Raw genomic sequence first — 19,453 nt, forward strand, 5'->3', positions numbered from 1 at the left:
CGACGCGGGCAAGAGCGCCTTGACGGCGGCCGTGCTGCTGACGGCCGCCGTGGCTATCTTTTCCCTGTTCCAGGATTACTACACCTTGCACGGCGAAGTGCCGGCCGAGAACATGGCGGCCGCGCCGCAGGGCGACTACGCGCCCGGCGTGGCGCCCAACGACTGGGCCGCGTATGGCCGCTCCGGCTATGGCGACCGCTATGCGCCGGCCGCGCAGATCACGCCGGCCAACGCCGCGCAGCTGAAACAGGCGTGGGTCTACCACACGGGCGACTTCAAGGGGCCGAACGATCCGGGCGAGATCGCCAATGAAGTCACGCCCCTGAAAGTGAACGGCATGCTGTATCTGTGCACGCCGCATAACATCGTCATCGCGCTCGATCCGGATACGGGCAAGGAGCTGTGGCGCCACGATCCGAAGATCAACCGCGACGCGTCCAGCTACCAGCACATGATCTGCCGCGGCGTCGCCTACTGGGACGTCAACGCGGGCCGCGCCAAGGGCGACCCTGCGCCCGAGGCGGCCGGCATGGAGTGCCCGCGCCGCATCTTCGCCCCCACCATGGACGCCACCTTGATCGCCGTCAATGCCGATACGGGCGCAGCGTGCAAGAGCTTTGGCGAAAACGGGGTGATCGGCCTGTACCATGGCATGGGCATGAAGAAACGGGGCTTTCTGATGCCGACGTCGCCGCCGGCCGTGGCGCAGAACGTGGTGGTGATGGCCGCCAGCGTGACCGATAACTTTTCCACGGAAGAACCGTCGGGCGTGATCCGCGGCTACGATCCCGTCACCGGCAAGCTGATGTGGAACTGGGATGCCTCGAACCCGGACGACACGGCGCCGATCGCCGATGGAAAAACCTATACGAACAACTCGCCCAATTCCTGGGGCGTGTCCAGCGTCGATGAAAAGCTGGGCATGGTGTACGTGCCGATGGGCAATGAAACGCCGGACACGTGGGGCGGCAAGCGCAACCCGAATGGTGAAAAGTACAACAGCGCCATCGTCGCGCTCGATCTTGCCACGGGGAAAGTGCGCTGGGTCTACCAGACCGTGCACCATGATATCTGGGACATGGATATCGGCGGCCAGCCCCCCCTGGTCGACATCGACACGCCGAAAGGCAAAGTCCCATCGGTCGTCGCCACGACGAAACGGGGCGACATCTACGTGATCGACCGGCGCGACGGCAGCCTGGTCGTGCCGGCGCCGGAAAAACCCGTGCCGACCGCCAACGCGGCCCCCGGCGACCGCCTGTCGCCCACGCAGCCGTTCTCGGCCCTCACTTTCTTGCCCGAGAAACACATCAGCGAAACGGATATGTGGGGCACGACGCCGTTCGACCAGCTGGCGTGCCGCATCATCTTCCGCCAGCACCGCTACGAGGGGCCGTTCACGCCGCAGACGGTGGCCGAAGGCAAGATCAAGGGCGCCATCATCTCGCCCGGTCCGCTCGGCATCTTCGAGTGGGGCGGGGCGGCCGTCGATCCCGTGCGTCAGTTGCTGCTGGTCAATCCCGACTACATGGGCTTTCTGGAGCGGCTGGTGCCGCGCGCGCAAGCCAATGCGCCGGGCGGCACGGGGTCGGAGAGAGGGCTTGCAGCCGCAGACGGGCGTGCCGTTCGCCGTGGAAATCAAGCCCTTCCTGTCGCCGCTGGGCTTCCCCTGCCAGGCGCCGCCATGGGGCTATGTGGCCGCCGTCGACTTGCGCACCATGAAAAAAGTGTGGATGCACAAGAACGGCACGACCATGGACAGCGCACCCGTGCCCATCCCGCTGCCGCTGGGCGTGCCCAGCCTGGGCGGCATGAGCACGACGGGCGGCGGCGTGGCATTTCTCAGCAGCACGCTCGATTACTACATCCGCGGCTACGACGTGCGCAATGGCAAAACCGTATGGAAAGCCCGCCTGCCGGCCGGCGGCCAGGCCACGCCGATGAGTTATGTCTCCGACAAGACGGGCAAGCAATATGTCGTCGTCATGGCCGGCGGCCATGGCTCCCTGGGCACGAAGATGGGCGACAGCCTGGTGGCGTTCGCCTTGCCGGACGAGGCGGTGAAGGGGGCGGGGAAAGGGAAGTAAGAAGAAAAGTAAGTGAAGCGCATCCGCGGCATGGTCTGGCCATGCCGCGGATGCGCCGCCATAAGGGCCCCGACGCTATGGCAAGCGGCGATTCAAGACGATGAGTTCGGCATTATCCGCAGTATCGTCCGCCAGCGGGTAGAGCACGACCGCATAGGCACGCTCCGTGGTCTTGTTGATGCTGGAAATGATCAATTTGTCACCGGGTATCGACAGAACCTCGTTGGTCAGCAGGTTCCGGTAGCCTTGCACGCCTTTGCTATAGAATATTTCCAGTAATTTATCATTTTGCGTGGTCAGCCAGCCGTTTCCAAACTCGGTATTGAAACGCGTGACAAAAGTGTCGTCAGCGATGTCGACTGGTTGCCATGTATTGAACAGCGGGTCGGCAAAGTCCACCAATTCAATGATCTCGCTTGCCCCGGACGCAGCTATTTTTTCGATAATGATTTTATCGTTTTCTTGCGCCAGCAGATAAGAATCCTTGTCGAAGGAGGCGCTTAATATCTGCAATACATGGATATCGTTCGCGCCGATCTCCCGCGAGCGCGTGACATTGCCTTTTTCATCGATCTCCCGGTGCAGCAGGATGCTGCCGTCATTTGCCAGCAAGTGGATCGCCTTGTTGCAAATGGCGATGCGATTATTTGCGGGCAAGGGGACCTTGCTATTGTGTTTCTTCTTCAGCTTCCCATTGATAAACTCGATGGCCAGGATTTTGTCCGGTTTCTTATCGTCAAAATCCACGTCGTGAAATATCGAATGCGAGTCCGTCGTTCCAATGAAGTCTCCTGTACATGGACGGTTACCCTTTGGTAATTCCACATCTTCACGATGAAAGACGGGAATGCTGATTTCCAGTTCTTTATCAGGATGATAGGGAATGACGGAAACATAATTTTCCTGATCCGGACTCAGGAACAGTGTCGGCAAGATGCCGTCATCCTCGACGTAGTTTTCAATACTGCCATCCATCCCGACAGTCGTATATATCAGCTTGTAGGTGCCATTTTTTTTTCATACACATAGTTAGCCAGCAGCGTCTTTTCAGCAAAGGAGATGCTGTCTTTGGCTGATATTGCTGTTTCAGCAAGCAGTGTTGTCATTGTGCCCCAGTCGCCTTGCGTGACAGACGATGTATAGGGCGCTACCTTGTCGAGGTTTTTCATGCGTCAGATGGTTCCCATATCTTATTGTGCCGCCAATCCCAGTTTCAGCCCCACCAGCTTGCCCGGTGCGGCCTCCGTTTTTTCCGGCGCCCCCGCGCTGACCCTGGCCGCCGGCGTGCCGTCCTGCTGCAGGGCCGCCAGAATCGCCGCGCTGCGCTGGGCACCCAGTTTATTCAATGCATCGGCAGGCAGGGGCTGTCTGGCTTCCAGCTGCTCGCGCAAGCCGTTATAGAAAGCCCCCGTGTCGGCCACTTGCGGCTCGCCCTCGATCAGCTTGCCCAGGCGCTGCAGGACGGGGATCTTGGCCGTTGCCGGAGCGGAGGCAACGGCGGATGCCACCGCTCCGGCTGGTACGGCCGACTCCGCCGCCTTCTTCTGCTTGTCCAGCTCGGCCTTGCCGAAGCGTTCGCCGTACAGGTCGCGCAGGGCGCCCCGTATCTTGCGTTCGCCCAGGTTCAGCGGTCCCGGTTCTTCGCCCGCTTCCAGCTTGATGCCGGCCTTGGCGGCGACGGCGCGGCGCACGGCCTGGGCGCGCAGGGCGGCCCCGTCCGTGTCGCTGTACTGGCCCGGCACGGCCAGCTTCAGCTGTTCGCGCTTGGAGAGGATCTGCGCCACCTGCTTGAGCTTTTCCCGTTCGGGCGGCAGCAGCACGGCGCTGCCCGCATCGAAATCGATGGCTTCCAGCTTGTCGGCGCTGATGCCCAGCAAGTTGCCCAGCGCGCGGAACGGCGCCGTGACGATCTTGGTCAGCACATTGCCGACGGCTTTCCAGATCAGCGCGCCATAGCTGAATTGCGGGTCGTTCATGTCGCCCGACACGGGCAAGCCCAGGTCGATGCGCCCGTCGCTATCCTTGAGGATGGCCAGCGCCAGTTCCAAAGGCAGCTTCAAGGCGTCCGGGCTGTCGATGCGCTCGCCCAGGGTCAGCTTGTCGAGCACGATCTGGTTGGTGCCGTCGAGCTGGCGGTTGCGCACCTTGTATTGCAAGTCCAGCGAAATCTTGCCTTCGGCCACCTTGTATCCCGCGAACTTCATCGTGTACGGCGAGGCGGAGACCATGTCGACGTTCTTGAAGACGACGTTCAAGTCCGTGTTGTCGGTCGGGGCGAAGGGATTTAATTGTCCGCGCACGCGGGCCAGGCCGAATTCGTCGATGCGGCCATCGAGTTCGATCTGGCTGCGCGCATCGCGTTTCGTCGACAGGCCCGTGACGACGCCGTTCAATTCATAGATTTTCGCCGCAAACTGGGGCCGCAGGCTGAGGTCGGCAAAGTCCAGCTTGGCATTCTGCAGGCGCACGCGGCGTACGCGCACGGGGAAGGCGGCGTCGGCCGCCTGCGCAGTGGCGGTCGCAGGAGCCGGGGAGGGCGCCGTGGCAGGCTCGGGCGGTTTCACCAGCAGGCGCTGCGCGTTCAGGCTGCGGTCGTTTTCGATGATCAGCTGGGCGTTCGGTTCGACCACGCGCAGCTCGGGGATGTCGACAAAATCGGGGCCCACGCTGGCCGTCAGCTTGTCGGCGCGCACGCTTTTCCATGAGGCAAAACGCTTGCCATCCGTTTCATTGAGCACGAGGCCGGCGATATCCACGCCGCCCTCATAGCGCACTTTGGGCGCTTTCGGCGCGCCGCCGCCCGTCGTCAGGCGGCCGCTGCCGGAGAGGGTGCCGCCCGCCAGCTTCAGCTTTACATGCTGCGCCAGCAAGGGTTGCACGGGCCCCAGGGTCAGCTGTTTCAAATTCAGCTGCGCATCGACGGCACCCGTGCCCGGCACGAACTTGCCGTTGGCAGTGAGCAAGCCGCCTTCGCGCAGGCCCACGCCCAGCTCGAACGGCAGCGCCTGCTTCATATCGTTGCTGACCTTGTGCAGCGACAGGCGCGCGTCCTGCAGCGTGCCCTTGATGCCCGTGCCCGCATCGTCGAAACGGGCGCCGAACTTGCTCAGTTCTACCTTGTCTACCTGGGTGGACCACGGCGCGGAAGCGGTTTCCTTGCCTGCGTCGGCCTTGCTGGAGGCAAACACGGGCAGCTTTTGCGCAATCGCAAACTCTCCCTGGCGGTTGCGCGCCAGGTCGATCTGCGCGCCGCTGGCCGTCACGGCGCCCAGGTGCACGGTATGCGCCGCCAGGTCGATCTTGCCTTCCGTAAAGCCCAGCTGGGCCAGCTTGAACGGCGTTTGCGCGCCGCGCTGCATGGCCAGATCGGCCAGGCTGAAATTCGCGCCGTCGATCACGGTAGCCATGCCCGCTGGCCCTTGCTGCAAGCCCAGCTGAAGCTGCAGTTGCAACTGTCTGGCGCTCAATTGCAGGGCGGGCGAGACGGTTTCATCGATGGCGGACACGTCCACATTGGCCAGCGCCAGCTGTTTTAAATCCACCTTCCACTTGCCAGGCTTGGCTGGCGCGGCGGCGGCCGATGCTACGGGTGCGGGATTGCCCGGCAGCATCAGGTTCGCCACATCGATCTCGCCCTTGCGCCCTTGCTGTTGCGCCGCACGGCCACCTTGCCGCCGTACAGATTGATTTTATCCACCGTGACGTTCTGGCGCGCCAGGTCCACATTCACGCCGGCGATGCCCAGGGTGTCCAGCGATGTAAATGGCGCGCCCTTGCCATCTTGCACCAGCGCCAGGTCGCGCAAGGCCAGGCCCGCGCCCTTGACCGTCGCTTGCAGCGTGCCGTCGGCATAGGAAAAGGCGTAGGGCAGGCGGGCCGACAGCTTGCCGCTCGTCACCGTCGCGCGCGTGTACGCTTTCAAATACGCGGCCAGGCCGGGCAGGGAAGCGTCGTTCAGTATCAGTTCGCCTTCGCCACGGATGGGGCTGAGCGAGGCCGTGCCGCGCCAGTGCAGCTTGCCGCCGCGCGCCGCGTCGGCGCTGAGGCTGTAGCTGCCGTTGGCGTCGGGCAAGGTCGAAATATTGTCGAGCGTAAAGTTGATCGGCGTGAAGTTGTCCGCGTAGCCCGCTTTCTGGTCTTGCCAGTCCACTTTGCCTTGTTCCAGCGCAAAGTGGGCGATGACGAGGCGCGGCATGCCGCCTTCGCTCTTGTCCGGGTGATTGCGTTGCCAGGTGGCCAGCACTTCGGCCAGGTTGAACTTGCCGTCCGGCGCGATGGTCAAATGCGCCTGGGGCGCCGTGATGCGGATTTCCGCCAGGCTCCAGGCGCGGCGCACGATGGATTTCCATTCCAGCTGCACGGCCAGGGCGCCGATGGACAGCAGCGGCGCATCGCTCTTGCCATCTGCGCCGGGCGCTTCCTTGAAAGCGATCTGATCCGCTTCCAGGCGCAAGGTAAACGGGTTGAAGCGCACGTCGGCGATGCTGGCCTGGCGCGCGAGTTCTTTTTCTGCAAATTTGGGCAACTGATTCTTGATGACGTAGGGCACCAGCCAGAAGCCGGCCGCGCTGTAGGCGGCGAGGGCGCAGCCGGTGCCAAGGGCCCAGCGCTGCCAGCGTTTCCAGCGAAATGTTTTCGTCTGCACGCTTTTGTTGTCGATTGTGTTCACGAACTTACCTTTTGACCTTGTTGGGCGGCGCATCTTGGGTGCCGTGACTGTCAGTATGCCTCTTTGCGGCCTCGTCTGCAAAATTCAAACGTGTTCAAGTGATAACAGGCGCCACGGTGGCCTTGTTTCCCCTATAAAACTCACACAAACTCACTCTTACTTGATAATGATTCTCATTATCGGTATCATGCCCGCTAACCGTAAGTTTCCATTCGTACATATTTTCTCATTGAAAGCCCGATGTCATGCCTGTCGTCTCTCCCCGCACCCGCTTACTTCCAGTCGCCGCCGCTTTGTCGCTGGCCTTCGCTTCCCATGCGGCCCATGCCGCCAGCGGCCAGGATGACTTGACGGCTGGCGATGAGAAAGTCATGCAGGCCGTGCAAGTGACGGGTGCCCGCGCGCAAGGCCTGGTGCCCGTGACCACGGAAGCGGGCAGCTTTCGCGGCGCCAGCATCATGGACGTGCCCTCGACTGTCAACGTGATCACGCGCGCATTGCTGGAACAGCAAGCCGTGTCCGGCCTGTACGACGCCGTGCGCAATACGGCAGGCGTGACGCGCCAGCAAAACGGCGGCGAAACGTGGGATCAGCTGGTCATCCGCGGCATCGCCGTGGAAAACCGCACGAATTACCGCCTCAACGGCTCCATGCCCATCATGAACTTCTCGCAAGTGCCCATGGAAAACAAGGAGCGGGTGGAAGTGCTGAAGGGGGCTTCGGCCCTGTACTACGGTTTTACGTCGCCGGCCGGCGTCGTCAACTTCGTCACCAAGCGGGCTGGCAGCCAGCCCGTCACCAGCATGGGCCTGGTCCTTGACGACCGCGGCAGCGCCGTGGCGAATGTCGACGTGGGCCGCCGCTTTGGCGCGCAGCAGGAATTCGGCGTGCGCATCAACGCCGCCGGCGGCACCCTGGGTTCCTACCTCGATCATGTCGGCAATGGCAACCGCAGCTTTCTCTCCACCGCGCTGGACTGGCGCGTGACAAATAAACTGCTGCTGAAGGCGGACCTGGAATACGACCGCCGCAAGGTGACGGAACAGGCGGGCGTGGCCTTGCCGGCCGCCGTGAAAGGCGTGATCAGCCTGCCGCGCGCCGTCGACCCGCGCCAGCTGATCGGCCCCGACTGGTCGAATTTCGAGGCGCAGACGAAAAACGCGCAATTGCGCGCCGACTACGCCATCACGGATGGCTGGGCCTTGACGGTGGAGGCGGGCCACTCGGAAACGGCGCGCGATCGCCGCCTGGCGATCTTTCGCCTGAACAATGCGGCGGCGCTGGCCACAGGCGCGGGCCGCATCACGGGCAATATCCAGCACAGCGTGACGGCGTCGGATTTGCTGCGCGCGGAACTGGCCGGTAATTTCAATACGGGCTCGATTGCCCACGAACTGACCCTGGGCGCCTCGCGCACGGACAAATCGCAAGACCCTATCTACCAGAGCAACTACATGATCGCGTCGCAAAACCTGTACCAGCCCGTGCCCGTGACGAATGTCGTGTTCGGTCCCAAGCCGGCGTCGCCCACGACGGCCGCGCTGGAGACGCGCGACACGGGCTTGTACGCGCTCGACCGCATGGTCTTCAGCCCGCAATGGCAAAGCGTCATCGGCGTGCGCCGCAGCAGTTACCAGAGCGACCAGGGCGCCAGCCACTACGACGTCAGCAAGACGACGCCGATGGCCTCGCTGATCTACAAGGCCACGCCCGAACTGTCGTTCTACGCCTCCACGGCGCGGGGGCTGGAAGAGGGCGAGACGGGCCCGACGGGCACGGCCAACCAGGGCGTCAAGATGGCGCCCGGCGTGAGTAAACAAAAGGAACTGGGTGCACGCTGGCTGACGCCGGCTGGTACCCTGGTCTCCGCCGCGCTGTTCGACATCACGCGCCCCGGCTACTACACGAATGCCAGCAATATATTTACGTCGGATGGCGAACAGCGCTATCGCGGCCTGGAAATCTCGACGCAAGGCAAACTGACGCGCCAGCTGTCGTGGCAAACGTCGGCCCAGCTGCTCGACCCCAGGTTCGCCAACATCAACGCCGATTACAACGGCAAGGCGCCGGAAAACGCGTCGAAACGCACGGCCAGCGCCTTCCTCGCTTACGCGTTTGACGCCGTGCCTGGCCTGTCCGTCAACGGCGGCGCGTATTATTACAGCGCGCGTCCCGTGAACGACCTGAACCAGGCATTCCTCGGCGGCGTGAGCCTGTTCAGCGCGGGCGCCCGCTATGCGAGCCGCGTGCTGGACAAGGCCGTCGTCTGGCAGCTGAACGTGGAAAATCTTGCCGACAAGCGCTACTGGGCCGGCGCCGGCACGCGGCTGGCGTCCGGTGCGCCGCGCGCCATCAAGCTGTCGATGAAGGTGGATTTGTAAGCAAGGCTTGACCTGCACCCTGTGCGCAGGGGCCTTGCCCTGATACAATGTTGCCATGTTCATCAGCAAAGGCAAGGCCAGCATCGTCCTGTGGATCGCGTGTATCGCCATCTTCCTGGCCACGCTCGCCCCTACGGTGTCGCGCGCGCTGACGGTCGCCAGCGGCCTGGCCGTGCCCAGCCTGGAAATCTGCTCGGTGGCGGGCGGCATGAACATGCTGCCGGCAACGTTTTCCACGGACGCGCCCGATACTTCCAAGGGCGGCATGCGCATGGGCGATTGCCCGTGCTGCAGCATGCATGCCGACACCTTGTCGATACCGCCTACCTCGCTCGTGCTCGCGTCAGGCGAGCTCATCACGGGCTTGCTGCCCGAACTGTTCTACCAATCCGCTACGCCGCTGTTCGCCTGGACGCCCGTCCAGCCCCGCGGCCCGCCCGCCGCTTTCTGACCTGTCCCTTATCCTGAACTGCCTTGCGCCGCGCGGCAATGTGCTGTGCTGCGCTTGCGGCCGTTCGTCTGACCCATACAGAATCTGAAAGCAGCACCATGAAACATTTACCGTTCTTGATTTCCCTCGCCATCGCCATGCCCGCCGTGGCGCAAACCCGCAATGAAGCAGGCACCACCGTCTTGCCCGAGATGAAAGTCATCGTCACGGCCATAGGTGACGGCTACCGTCCCGCCGCCGACACGGCGCTGATGCTCAGCAGCACGCCCGGCTACAGCGTGGCGGCCGGCGGCGGCGTGTCCGGCTTGCCAGTGGTCAATGGCTTTGCCGATGACCGCATCAAGATTCGCATCGATGGCATGGAACTGACGTCCGCCTGTGCCAATCATATGAATGCGCCGCTGTCCTACATTGATCCGCAACAAGTGCAGCGCATCCGCCTGATCGCGGGCGTCACACAAGTCAGCGCGGGCGGCGACAGCATCGGCGGCACCATCGAGGTGCAATCGAACGCGCCCGTGTTCGCCCAGCCCGGCGCGGGGCTGCTCACGCAAGGCAGCTTTGCCGTGTCGGGGCGCAGCGTCAACAACAGCGTGGCGACCAGCGTGAACGCCTCGGCCGCCAGCGACACGCTGAGCATCGGCTACAGCGGCGCCTACACGCGCGGCCACAGCTATGAAGATGGCCACGGCAATAAAGTGCTGGCCAGTATGTATGAAAGCGTCAACCAGGCCATCGTGCTGGCGGCGAAGGGCGATGGCCAGCAGCTGACCCTGCGCGCCGGCGTGCAGCACATTCCGTACCAGGGTTTCCCGAATCAGTATATGGACATGACGGACAACCATGGCCAGTTTGCCAACCTGGCCTACCAGGGCACGTTTGCCTGGGGCGTGTTCGATGCGCGTGCCTACTGGCAGCAGACGGACCATGAGATGGGCTTTTTCTCGCCCGAGCGCAAGGGTTCGATGCCGATGATTACGCATGGACGCAACACCGGTTATGCCTTGATGGCCAGCCTGCCGACGGCGGCGGGCGAGTTGCGCCTGGGCCAGGAGTGGCACGGCTTCCGCCTCGACGACTACTGGCCGGCCGTGCCCGGTTCCATGATGATGGGGCCGCGCACCTACCTGAACATCAATGACGGCAAGCGCGACCGCACCGTGCTGTTCGGCGAACTGGAAACGCGCCACGCTGCGCGCTGGACGAGCGTGCTGGGCGTGCGCGGCGAATCCGTGCGCATGGATGCGGGCGACGTGCAATCGTACGGCACCAACATGATGAACATGCCGGACCTGATGGCTGCCAAAGCCTTCAATGCGCGCAGCCGCAGCCAGCGCGACACGAATATCGATGCCACGGCGCAAGCCACCTTCACGCCGGACCTTGCCAGCAGCTATGAATTCGCGCTGGCGCGCAAGGTGCGCTCGCCCAATTTGTACGAGCGCTACTCGTGGGGCCGCGGCTCGATGGCCATGACCATGACCAACTGGTTTGGCGACGGCAACGGCTATGTGGGCAGTATCGACCTGAAACCCGAGACGGCGTACACGGCGGCTTTCACGGCCGACTGGCATGGCGGCGGCGAGGAGGGCTGGTTCCTGCGCGTCAATCCGTATTACAGCAAGGTCGACAATTACATCGACGTCGACGTGCTGGCGTCTTTCCACCCGTACATGAAAATGGGCGCGAACGGCAACTTGTTGCGCTTTGCCAACCACGACGCCAAATTGTACGGCGCGAATGTGGCGTGGCAGTTGCCGCTGGCCAGCAGCGCGCGCTTGGGGCGCTTCATGGCGACGGGCAACGCCGCTTACACGCGGGGCAAGCGCAGCGATGGCGGCGATTTGTACCGCATGATGCCGTTCAACGCCTTGCTGGCCGTCGAGCACAAGCTGGGTGCCTGGAGCAGCCGCATCGAAACGAAGATCGTGGCCCGCAAGGACAAGGTCGATGCCCGCCGCTTCGAACCGGAAACGGGTGGTTATGCGCTCGTCAACCTGCGCAGCAGCGTGGCATTGAACAAGATGGCCAGCCTGAGCGCCGGTGTCAGCAACCTGTTCAACCGCGCGTATGCGGACCCGCTGGGCGGCGTGTACTTGTCCGGCCTGAAGGCGAACGGCGGCGCGCTGCAAGCCTTGCCGGCCGAGGGCAGGTCGATTGATCTGGGGCTGCAGCTGAAGTTCTAACAGCTACGGCGCCTTTCAGATACCGATGCGGGCTATGGAAGGCGCCTGCCGAACTTGCCGTGTCGGCGAAAGCCAGGTGCTCGTGACAATGTGCGCATGTTTCCTCTTGGTAATTTGTTATGCTGCATGGTGTCCTGTTTCTGGCGTCCCGTTTTCGGCGTTTGCCGCACAGGTGCGATAGCGAGGCTTGTTGCTATCGGTGGACAGCGTGCTGGCTGATAAAAAGGGTGTACATGATCGCATTTAAAGATTTCCGTTCTACTACGTCGGGCAGTCCTCTGTCCGACGGCATCGACAGAGCGCTGGTATTGGCCAATGAATGGCTGGCAAAAAACGGGTGTACGTCCTGTTAACATTGAAACGCTCACGGAAACCAGGGGCGCGGTGTCGATATCCCAGGTTGAGCGCGGTCTGCGCGTGTGGTACGAAGTGGGTTCCGTACCGCCAGCAGCGTAAGGGGATGGATATTTTCCCCCGCAAACTGCTTGGCGAAGATGCCGCCGCCATCGTGCTGTCCCTGACCGTTGTCGCGTATGTGGCATCCCTGTTTTTAACGGCAATCGTGGACTCCCACGAAGTCTTGCTCGGTGGGGGCGTATTATTGCTCGGCTGGTTAGGGCCGTTGGCCGGCAGTTTTGCCTGGTTTGCCAATCCGCCGCTTATTTTTGCCATGTACTTTTCGAAAGAGAAGCCCAGTGCCGCCATGGTGGCCGCCTTTTTTGGCTTTGCGCTGGCACTGACAACCTTCGGCCTTAAAATAATTCCTAGTGATAATGGTTCCTACACGGTGCTGGGCTTCGGTGCCGGATGCTATCTTTGGCTGGCCTGTTTTCCAGCCGTGTTCTTCGCATCGTTCTTGAGCAGCAGAAAATCCAGGGCGCTTGCTTCTGGCGAATAGTTCTGTTGCAGCAGGACAGGTGATCTCCCGTCACCCATTGCCTGATCAAGCATCCTTTGCCAGCGGCGCCCGGATGCGGTCTAATCATGGTTTGTTCCTACACGAGCTTGCCATGCTGCCCACTCCCGCCATCGCCGCGCTGCGCGAAAAATTTCCCCTGATTACAGAATTGATGGCCTTGCAGCCCTTGAGCTGGTTCAATCCCGCCATCGCGCCTGCGGCCGAGGCCCTGAACGACGTGGGCTTGACGGCGGCCGACGTGGCCGACGCCAGCGCGCGCCTGGCGCGTTTTGCGCCGTATCTGGCGAAGGCGTTTCCGGAAACGCAGGCCAGCGGCGGCATCATCGAGTCGCCCGTGGTGCCGCTGCCCGCCATGCAGGCGGCGCTGGGTTTGGCGTCAGGCATGACGAGCGGTCAGCTATGGCTCAAGCAGGATAGCCATCTGCCCATTTCCGGCTCGATCAAGGCGCGCGGCGGCATCTATGAAGTGCTGAAGCACGCGGAAACGCTGGCGCTCGATGCCGGTTTGCTGAAGGAGGGCGACGATTACAGCCTGCTGGCCAGCGACGCCGTGCGCGCCTTCTTTGGCCAGTATGCGGTCGCCGTCGGCTCCACGGGCAATCTGGGATTGTCGATCGGCATCATGAGCGCGCGCCTGGGCTTTCGCGCCACCGTGCACATGTCGGCCGACGCGCGGCAGTGGAAGAAGGATAAATTGCGCAGCCATGGCGTCACGGTGGTCGAATACGCGACCGACTACAGCGTGGCCGTGGAAGCGGGGCGCAAGCAGGCGGAGGGCGACCCCACCTGCCACTTCGTCGACGATGAAAACTCGCACGATCTGTTCCTCGGCTACGCGGTGGCGGGCCAGCGCCTGCAAGCCCAGTTTGACGCTGCCGGCGTCGCGGTCGATGCGCAGCATCCGCTGTTCGTCTACCTGCCGTGCGGCGTGGGTGGCGGCCCCGGCGGCGTGGCGTTTGGCTTGAAGCTGGCGTTTGGCGATGCCGTTCACTGCGTGTTCGTCGAGCCGACCCATTCGCCGTGCATGTTGCTGGGCGTGCACACGGGCTTGCACGAGGGAATCAGCGTGCAGGAAATCGGCATCGACAACCTGACGGCCGCCGATGGCCTGGCCGTGGGACGCCCGTCCGGCTTCGTGGGCCGGGCCATGCAGCGGCTGATCGACGGCTACGCCACCGTCACGGATGAAGAACTGTACCGCTTGCTGGCGACGCTTGAGCAAACGCAAGGCTTGCGCCTGGAACCGTCGGCCGTGGCCGGTTTCGCCGGCATTCCTGCCGTGCTGGCCGCGCCGCAATACCAGGCGCAGCTGAAAACGGCCACGCACCTGGTGTGGGGCACGGGCGGCAGCATGGTGCCGGCGCAGGAAATGGCGGCCTACGTGGCCCGTGGCCGCGCGCAGCTGAAGGCCGGAGCCGCGTGATGCCGGCCGGCGCGCCGCGCATGTCCACGCTGACGGCCAGCCAGTTCGCCAACCTGCACACCTTTCTCGTGGCGGCGCGCCATGCCAGTTTCGCGCTGGCCGCGCAGGAACTGGCGCTCACGCCCAGCGCCGTCAGCCACCGCATCGCGCGGCTGGAAAGCAGCCTGGGCTTGCGCCTGTTCCAGCGCCTGACGCGGCAAGTCAAGCTGACGGCCGATGGCGAACGCATCTTCGCCGCCCTGCAAATCGGCTGGGACGGCTTGCAGGCGGCGCTGGCCGGCGGCGATGCGCTGGCGGGCAGCATCACCGTGCATGCGCGCCCGTCCATCGCCCAGTGCTGGCTGGTGCCGCGCCTGGCAGGGTTCGCCGCGCAGTTTCCGGACGTGTCGCTTGATTTGCGCGTGGGCAATGAAAGCGTGGACTTTCGCGCCGGCCAGGTCGACCTTGCCTTGCACTATGGCGACGGCCACTTTCCCGGCCTGGCCTCGCGCAAGCTGATGGATGAATGGCTGGCGCCCGTGTGCAGTCCGCAATATGCGCGTGAACACGGCTTGTTTGACGCGCCGCAACACCTGGCCGGCGCGACCGTGCTGCACGATACGCTGGCCTGGCCCGCCTGCGCGCCCGACGCAGAGTGGCGGCTGTGGCTGGACGGGCAGGCGCCCGGGGTGACCTTGCCCGCGCGCAGTCTGCGTTTCGACCGCGCCGACCTGAGCGCGCAGGCGGCCATCCACCACGCTGGCGTGGCCATGGGCCGGCGCCAGCTGGTGCAGCCGTGGCTCACCAGCGGCCAGCTGGTGCTGCCGTTCGGCGCTTTCGGCTTGCCCAGTCCGCAGGCGTATTACCTCGTGCATGCCGCGCGGCCGCTGCCGGCCAGGGTGCAGGCCCTGTTCGACTGGCTGCTGGGGCAGGCAATTTGATACACTGCGCCCCTCATTGAAACGCGCACGAAAGAATGCCCATGCAGCCATCCCCATCGACCTCGACCGCGCCGCCGCAATTGCGCGAGTTACGCAGCACCGCGCTGGCCTGCCTGCTGGAACCGGACCCGGCCACCAAGGTGGCGATGGTGGCGGCCATGGCCGCAGCCGAGCTGGCGCTGGACGTCAAGGCGCCGCTGGCGCCATCGGGCGCAGTGCCGGGCCGGCCCGAGCGTCCTGAACTGGTGCCGCCGCGCCTGGTGGGGCGGCGTTCGATGATCACGCCGGAAGGGCGCGCCATGCTGGTGCACGCGCTCGCGCACATCGAATTCAATGCCATGAACCTGGCGCTCGACGCCCTGTGGCGTTTCCCGGACTTGCCCTTTGAATACTACACGGACTGGCTGCGCGTGGCGAAAGAGGAAGCGACGCACTTCGCCATGCTGCAGGCGCACCTGCAGGTGCTGGGCCACGCGTATGGCGACTTTCCCGGCCACGACAGCCTGTGGGAAATGGTCGACAAGACGCGCGGCGACGTGCTGGCGCGCATGGCGCTGGTGCCGCGCACCCTGGAAGCGCGGGGCCTCGATGCGATTCCGCCCCTGCGCGCCAAGCTGGCGCAGGCGGGAGACATGGCCGCCGCCGCCATCCTCGACATCATCCTGCGCGATGAAGTGGGGCACGTCGAGATCGGCAACCGCTGGTACGGCTACCTGTGCGATCAACGGGGCCTGGAATTGCGCGCCACCTATGCCGAGCTGGCGCTGCGCTACGAAGCGCCCACCCTGCGCGGCCCGTTCAACCTGGAAGCGCGGCGCCGGGCCGGCTTTTCGGAACTGGAATTGTCCGACTTGCCGGCCTGAGCCGCCGCATGCCCGCCGCCGGGACGCTCAGGGATGGGCCGTCAGGCTCAGGTGCCAGTGGCTCAGGTGGGCGGGATCGATGCTCACCTTGGCGGGTTTGGCCCAGGCCGGCACGCCGGGTATCCTGGCGTTGGGCGGGTTGGCAAAGCGGCCGTCGACGAGGGCCAGCTTGACGAAGCTGTGGCCGATGTAGATGACGCGCGTGGCGCCCTGTGCCGCTTCCAGCGTCAGCATGGCCCGGTTGGCCGCGATCCACGCCACCAGCAATGCCAGTCGCGGTTTTTTCGGCAGGCCGGCCGCCACTTCTGCCTGCGCGTCGTTGATCAGCTTGCGGATGCTGGCGCCGTTGCCGGCGCCGCCCAGCGTATCCGTGTAGCCGCCCGCGCCGTCCGCGTAGCGCATGTCGATCTGCTGGCCATCGCTGTGGCCGCTATGGCCGAGGATGGAGCGGCCCGCCGCCGTCTGCGTCACATGCTGGCCGCTGATGTCGTCGAAGCGGTAGGGCTTGTTCAATAGCCAGGCGATCGTCAGGCGCGTGGCCCACGAGTCGCCGCCCGCATCGCGGGCGCCGTAGCGCCGCGCCGCCAGCGCCGGCTCGTTGTTGGCCAGGTACAAGGGGATGAAGGCCGTGTCGCCCTTGAAATCCACCTGGCCCCCTTCGGCCGGATCGGACGTCGCTTCGCTGCCGTCGATCTGCCCCTTCAGGCGGATGGTGACGACGGCCTTCTTGTCGATCTTGTTGCCGGCAAAGGTGGGCAGCACCAGGCCCTCAAACTTGACCTTGCCGGGATTCTTGGTGTTTGCCTGGGCCAACAGGTTGTCGGCGCTGAACGACGGGTTGCCGCCGCCGGCGGATATGCCGATGTTGACTTCCGTAATGGTGGCCGCCGCCGGCGTGTACTGCAGTTCCAGCGGTACCGTGTGGGTCGGCGTGGTGGCGCCTTGCGACACGGAAACATAGGGGCCCGGCAAGTTGCCTGCTACCTTGATCGGTTGCAAGATGGGATGGCCATCCTTGTTGGGTGACAGAAATTGCGCCTTGCTGACTTTCAAACCCTTGCACGCCAGGCTCAGCTCTACCTGGGTGACGGTCGGCAGCAGGCTGTCGCCGATATTCGTGGCGCTGACGGCGCCGCCGAGGGTCAGGGCGCCATTCACGGTTTGCTTGCTGACATCGATGCAATCGGTTTTGACGATGGTTCCCTGCGTGAAGTGCGACTGGTTCACGGCGCCGGCGGCTGCCAGGTTGGCGCCGGGCAAACCGAGCACGGCATATGACCAGGTATCGTTGAAACGGCTTTGCTGCGTCGTGTACGCGGGATATTCGGCGGTGCTGACGGTGATCTTCACGCCCACGTATTTCGTGCCTTGCGGCACCGTGTAGGCGATGGGGACGCTGATGGTCTGGCCTTGCGCGGCCGCCGCGGCCGTAAAGGTCTGGCTGCCCTCGCCATTGAGCGGCGTGGCAGGGGGCGGCGGGGCCGCATCTTCCTGCGCGCTGCGCGCGGGCGGCGCGCTGCCGTCCTGGGTGACGGTGCCGGCGACAAAGGCGCCGCCGGCGGCTGGCCTGGCCGCCGACGCCGCATAGGGATAGACGATGCCGACGTTGACCGTCGTGCTGTTCGGAAAGACGGCAGCGCTGATGCTGACCGCATTCGGATGTTCGAGGTCGTTCAGGGTCAGCTGGTAGGTGTCCGGGATGACGCCGTCGAAGCGGAAGGCGCCCTTGGCGTCGATCACGGCCACGCGGCGCTGGCGGAGGTTATAGCCGGCCAGCAAGATCTTCTTGCCGGCCAGGCCCGTGGCATTGCTGCCCGTCGGCGTGCGCATCTGCCCCAGCAGCACGGTGCTCGATTTGATGACGGTCAAGGCATACGACACGGCAAATTCGCCGTCCTGCGAAACGAAGTTGAGCTGCATGTCGAGCGCGCCGGAGGGCAGGGCTGCCAGCAACTGCTGCATGGCCGTGGCGCTGATGGTGAAGCTGCCCGTATCGGGATGGAACACCCAAAACGGCTTCAAGGCGACGGCCGTGCCGCCGGGCGCCGCCAGGAAGCCGTCGCTGTCGTTCTGCAGGGCCAGCACCGGTGCGCCGCTCAGGCGCAATGTCAGGCCGCCGGCCTGCAGCGTATTGTTCGGCCCCAGTCCCGTGATGGCCAGCTTGGGCGGCGTTGCCGGCAGGCTGCCATCGTCGAGCGGTTCGACATAGGTTTCCACCGCCGTCGGCACTTCCGTCTGGATCAGCACATCGAAGATGGCGACCGTAGCACCCTTGCTGATGAAAAATTGCGCATGCTGGTCGCTGCCCGTATCGCCGGGCGTGGAAAAGCGCAGGCTGCCATCCTTGAGCAGCACGTCGGTGATGGCGCCGGCGGCCTTGACGCTATCGGCGCCATCCGGAAAGCCCAGGGCGTCCAGCGCCAGCACCACCACCTGCGCAGGCCGCACGGGGGCGAGCGCCACGCTGTCGCCGGCCGTGACGTTCCACACGAGGCCGCCCATTTCGAACGGACGCGTGCGGTCGATGCGCAGCACGATGACGTCGGTGGCGGTGACCGTCGCTCCTGCCGCGATGCTGCCGGCCAGGACGTCGCCGTCGACGATGGTGGCACCGTCCGGCGTACTGGCGAGGACGGCATGCACATTGTTTGCCGTGTCGCTGCCGTTGTTGCGGATGCTGACGCGAAACGTGTATTCGTAGATCCTGCGGTTGATGCGCCGCTCCGCCGTCTTGCGCAGCGACGTGACGTCAAAGGGACCGGCGGCAACGCCTTCATCCGTGCCATCCATGGCCGCTGGCACAGCATCCTTGCCGGCGTCCTCTGGCGTGGCTGCCGCCTCCCCATCCGCTGCCGCCAGCATGACTTTCGGCGTGGGCGGCTGCGTCGGGTCGTTCGAGCCGCCGCAGGCGCACAGGCCCGCAGCCAGCAATGGGACCAGCGCGGCGGCGGCCAGTTGCCGGCGCCGCAGGCACAGCATGGCCAGCACGCCGGCCAGCAGCAGCCATGGCGTGGCGGGCAGGGGCACGGCGGCCGCCTGCGTGAAGCCCGCGTCTAGCTCGGTGAAAGAGACGGGGTCGAGAATGGAAAACGGCTGGGCGCCGGGGCTGCCCGCGCCCAGGTAATCGAAGGTGACGGAAAAGCCCGTGGCCGTGGCGCCGGGGGCAAGGCCGCCCAGCAATGCCAGCGCATCGAAGTAGCCGCCGGCGGGAATGGCGGGATCGGGCTGCACCAGCAGCACGTCCCAGCCGGGCGCCATGGAGACGTTCTGCAGGTTGGCGTACGTGCCCTCGCTGAAGAACAAGGTGAATTCGGCGATGGGCACGGCCAAGGTGGTATTGCTGACCGTGTAGTCGTAGCGCCACTGCGTGCCGCCCAGCGACGTCGCCGTGTAGCCGATGCTGGTGGCGCGCGCGGCCGGCAACATGCATAGCATGATGCATAAGAGCAGCGCTTGTTTGAGGTATCTCATGTGCACTCCCTGGTATGGTGATTTTGCATGGCGCATGCGGATCACGAAGCAGGAAGCGTTCCCGTCAGGTTTTTCCTTTTTAA

General features: G+C 64.3%; 12 protein-coding genes and 1 pseudogene. 8 read left to right on the plus strand and 5 right to left on the minus strand.

What is annotated here, in order from left to right; all coding sequences use genetic code 11:
* The first annotated feature begins 112 nt into the window (after window positions 1-112).
* A pseudogene (locus ACQVLG_RS22000) lies at window positions 113-2,087 on the plus strand (membrane-bound PQQ-dependent dehydrogenase, glucose/quinate/shikimate family).
* A gap of 75 nt (window positions 2,088-2,162) precedes the next feature.
* Here ACQVLG_RS22000 and ACQVLG_RS22005 read toward each other — a convergent pair.
* The 4 genes from ACQVLG_RS22005 to ACQVLG_RS22020 are packed head-to-tail and all read right to left on the minus strand — an operon-like array spanning window position 2,163 to window position 6,756.
* Entirely contained in the window at window positions 2,163-3,062 is a 900-nt protein-coding gene (locus tag ACQVLG_RS22005) for a hypothetical protein (RefSeq protein ID WP_474290996.1), read from the minus strand.
* 17 nt (window positions 3,063-3,079) lie between these two features.
* Entirely contained in the window at window positions 3,080-3,256 is a 177-nt protein-coding gene (locus ACQVLG_RS22010) for a hypothetical protein (protein WP_474290997.1), read from the minus strand.
* 21 nt (window positions 3,257-3,277) lie between these two features.
* The gene (locus ACQVLG_RS22015; protein WP_474290998.1) at window positions 3,278-5,710 is read right to left on the minus strand and encodes a DUF748 domain-containing protein; all 2,433 of its coding nucleotides are present in this window, start codon (window positions 5,708-5,710) and stop codon (window positions 3,278-3,280) included.
* Window positions 5,698-6,756, minus strand: coding sequence for a DUF748 domain-containing protein (locus ACQVLG_RS22020; RefSeq protein WP_474290999.1), 1,059 nt, complete (start codon window positions 6,754-6,756; stop codon window positions 5,698-5,700). Before ACQVLG_RS22020 ends, ACQVLG_RS22015 begins: the two co-directional genes overlap by 13 nt.
* Window positions 6,757-7,001: 245 nt before the next feature.
* On the opposite strand from ACQVLG_RS22020, the gene ACQVLG_RS22025 reads away from it, so the two are divergent.
* The 7 genes from ACQVLG_RS22025 (at window position 7,002) to ACQVLG_RS22055 (ending at window position 15,899) form a co-directional block, all read left to right on the plus strand.
* Window positions 7,002-9,137 carry a TonB-dependent siderophore receptor gene (locus tag ACQVLG_RS22025; RefSeq protein ID WP_474291000.1) on the plus strand — a complete coding sequence of 712 codons (2,136 nt, stop codon included), beginning with the start codon at window positions 7,002-7,004 and terminating at the stop codon, window positions 9,135-9,137.
* A gap of 55 nt (window positions 9,138-9,192) precedes the next feature.
* On the plus strand, window positions 9,193-9,588 hold the full coding sequence (locus ACQVLG_RS22030) for a DUF2946 domain-containing protein (protein WP_077403781.1): 396 nt from the start codon (window positions 9,193-9,195) through the stop codon (window positions 9,586-9,588).
* Between the two features lie 98 nt (window positions 9,589-9,686).
* Window positions 9,687-11,774 (plus strand): TonB-dependent receptor, encoded by a 2,088-nt coding sequence (locus ACQVLG_RS22035; protein WP_474291001.1) that lies wholly within the window; start codon window positions 9,687-9,689, stop codon window positions 11,772-11,774.
* Between the two features lie 460 nt (window positions 11,775-12,234).
* Window positions 12,235-12,672 carry a hypothetical protein gene (locus ACQVLG_RS22040; protein ID WP_474291002.1) on the plus strand — a complete coding sequence of 146 codons (438 nt, stop codon included), beginning with the start codon at window positions 12,235-12,237 and terminating at the stop codon, window positions 12,670-12,672.
* A 112-nt stretch (window positions 12,673-12,784) separates the two neighbouring features.
* Window positions 12,785-14,116: a D-serine ammonia-lyase gene (locus ACQVLG_RS22045; protein ID WP_474291003.1), complete on the plus strand. Its 1,332-nt coding sequence runs from the start codon at window positions 12,785-12,787 to the stop codon at window positions 14,114-14,116.
* Window positions 14,116-15,036, plus strand: a complete 921-nt coding sequence (dsdC, locus tag ACQVLG_RS22050) for a DNA-binding transcriptional regulator DsdC (RefSeq protein WP_474295756.1) — start codon at window positions 14,116-14,118, stop codon at window positions 15,034-15,036. Before ACQVLG_RS22045 ends, dsdC begins: the two co-directional genes overlap by 1 nt.
* Before the next feature lie 41 nt (window positions 15,037-15,077).
* Window positions 15,078-15,899: a ferritin-like domain-containing protein gene (locus ACQVLG_RS22055; protein ID WP_474291004.1), complete on the plus strand. Its 822-nt coding sequence runs from the start codon at window positions 15,078-15,080 to the stop codon at window positions 15,897-15,899.
* A gap of 27 nt (window positions 15,900-15,926) precedes the next feature.
* Here the strand turns inward: ACQVLG_RS22055 and ACQVLG_RS22060 are convergent, their stop codons facing one another.
* Window positions 15,927-19,370 carry a hypothetical protein gene (locus tag ACQVLG_RS22060; protein ID WP_474291005.1) on the minus strand — a complete coding sequence of 1,148 codons (3,444 nt, stop codon included), beginning with the start codon at window positions 19,368-19,370 and terminating at the stop codon, window positions 15,927-15,929.
* Between the last annotated feature and the right edge of the window lie 83 nt (window positions 19,371-19,453).

The organism is Janthinobacterium sp. TPC_1 (assembly GCF_056037845.1).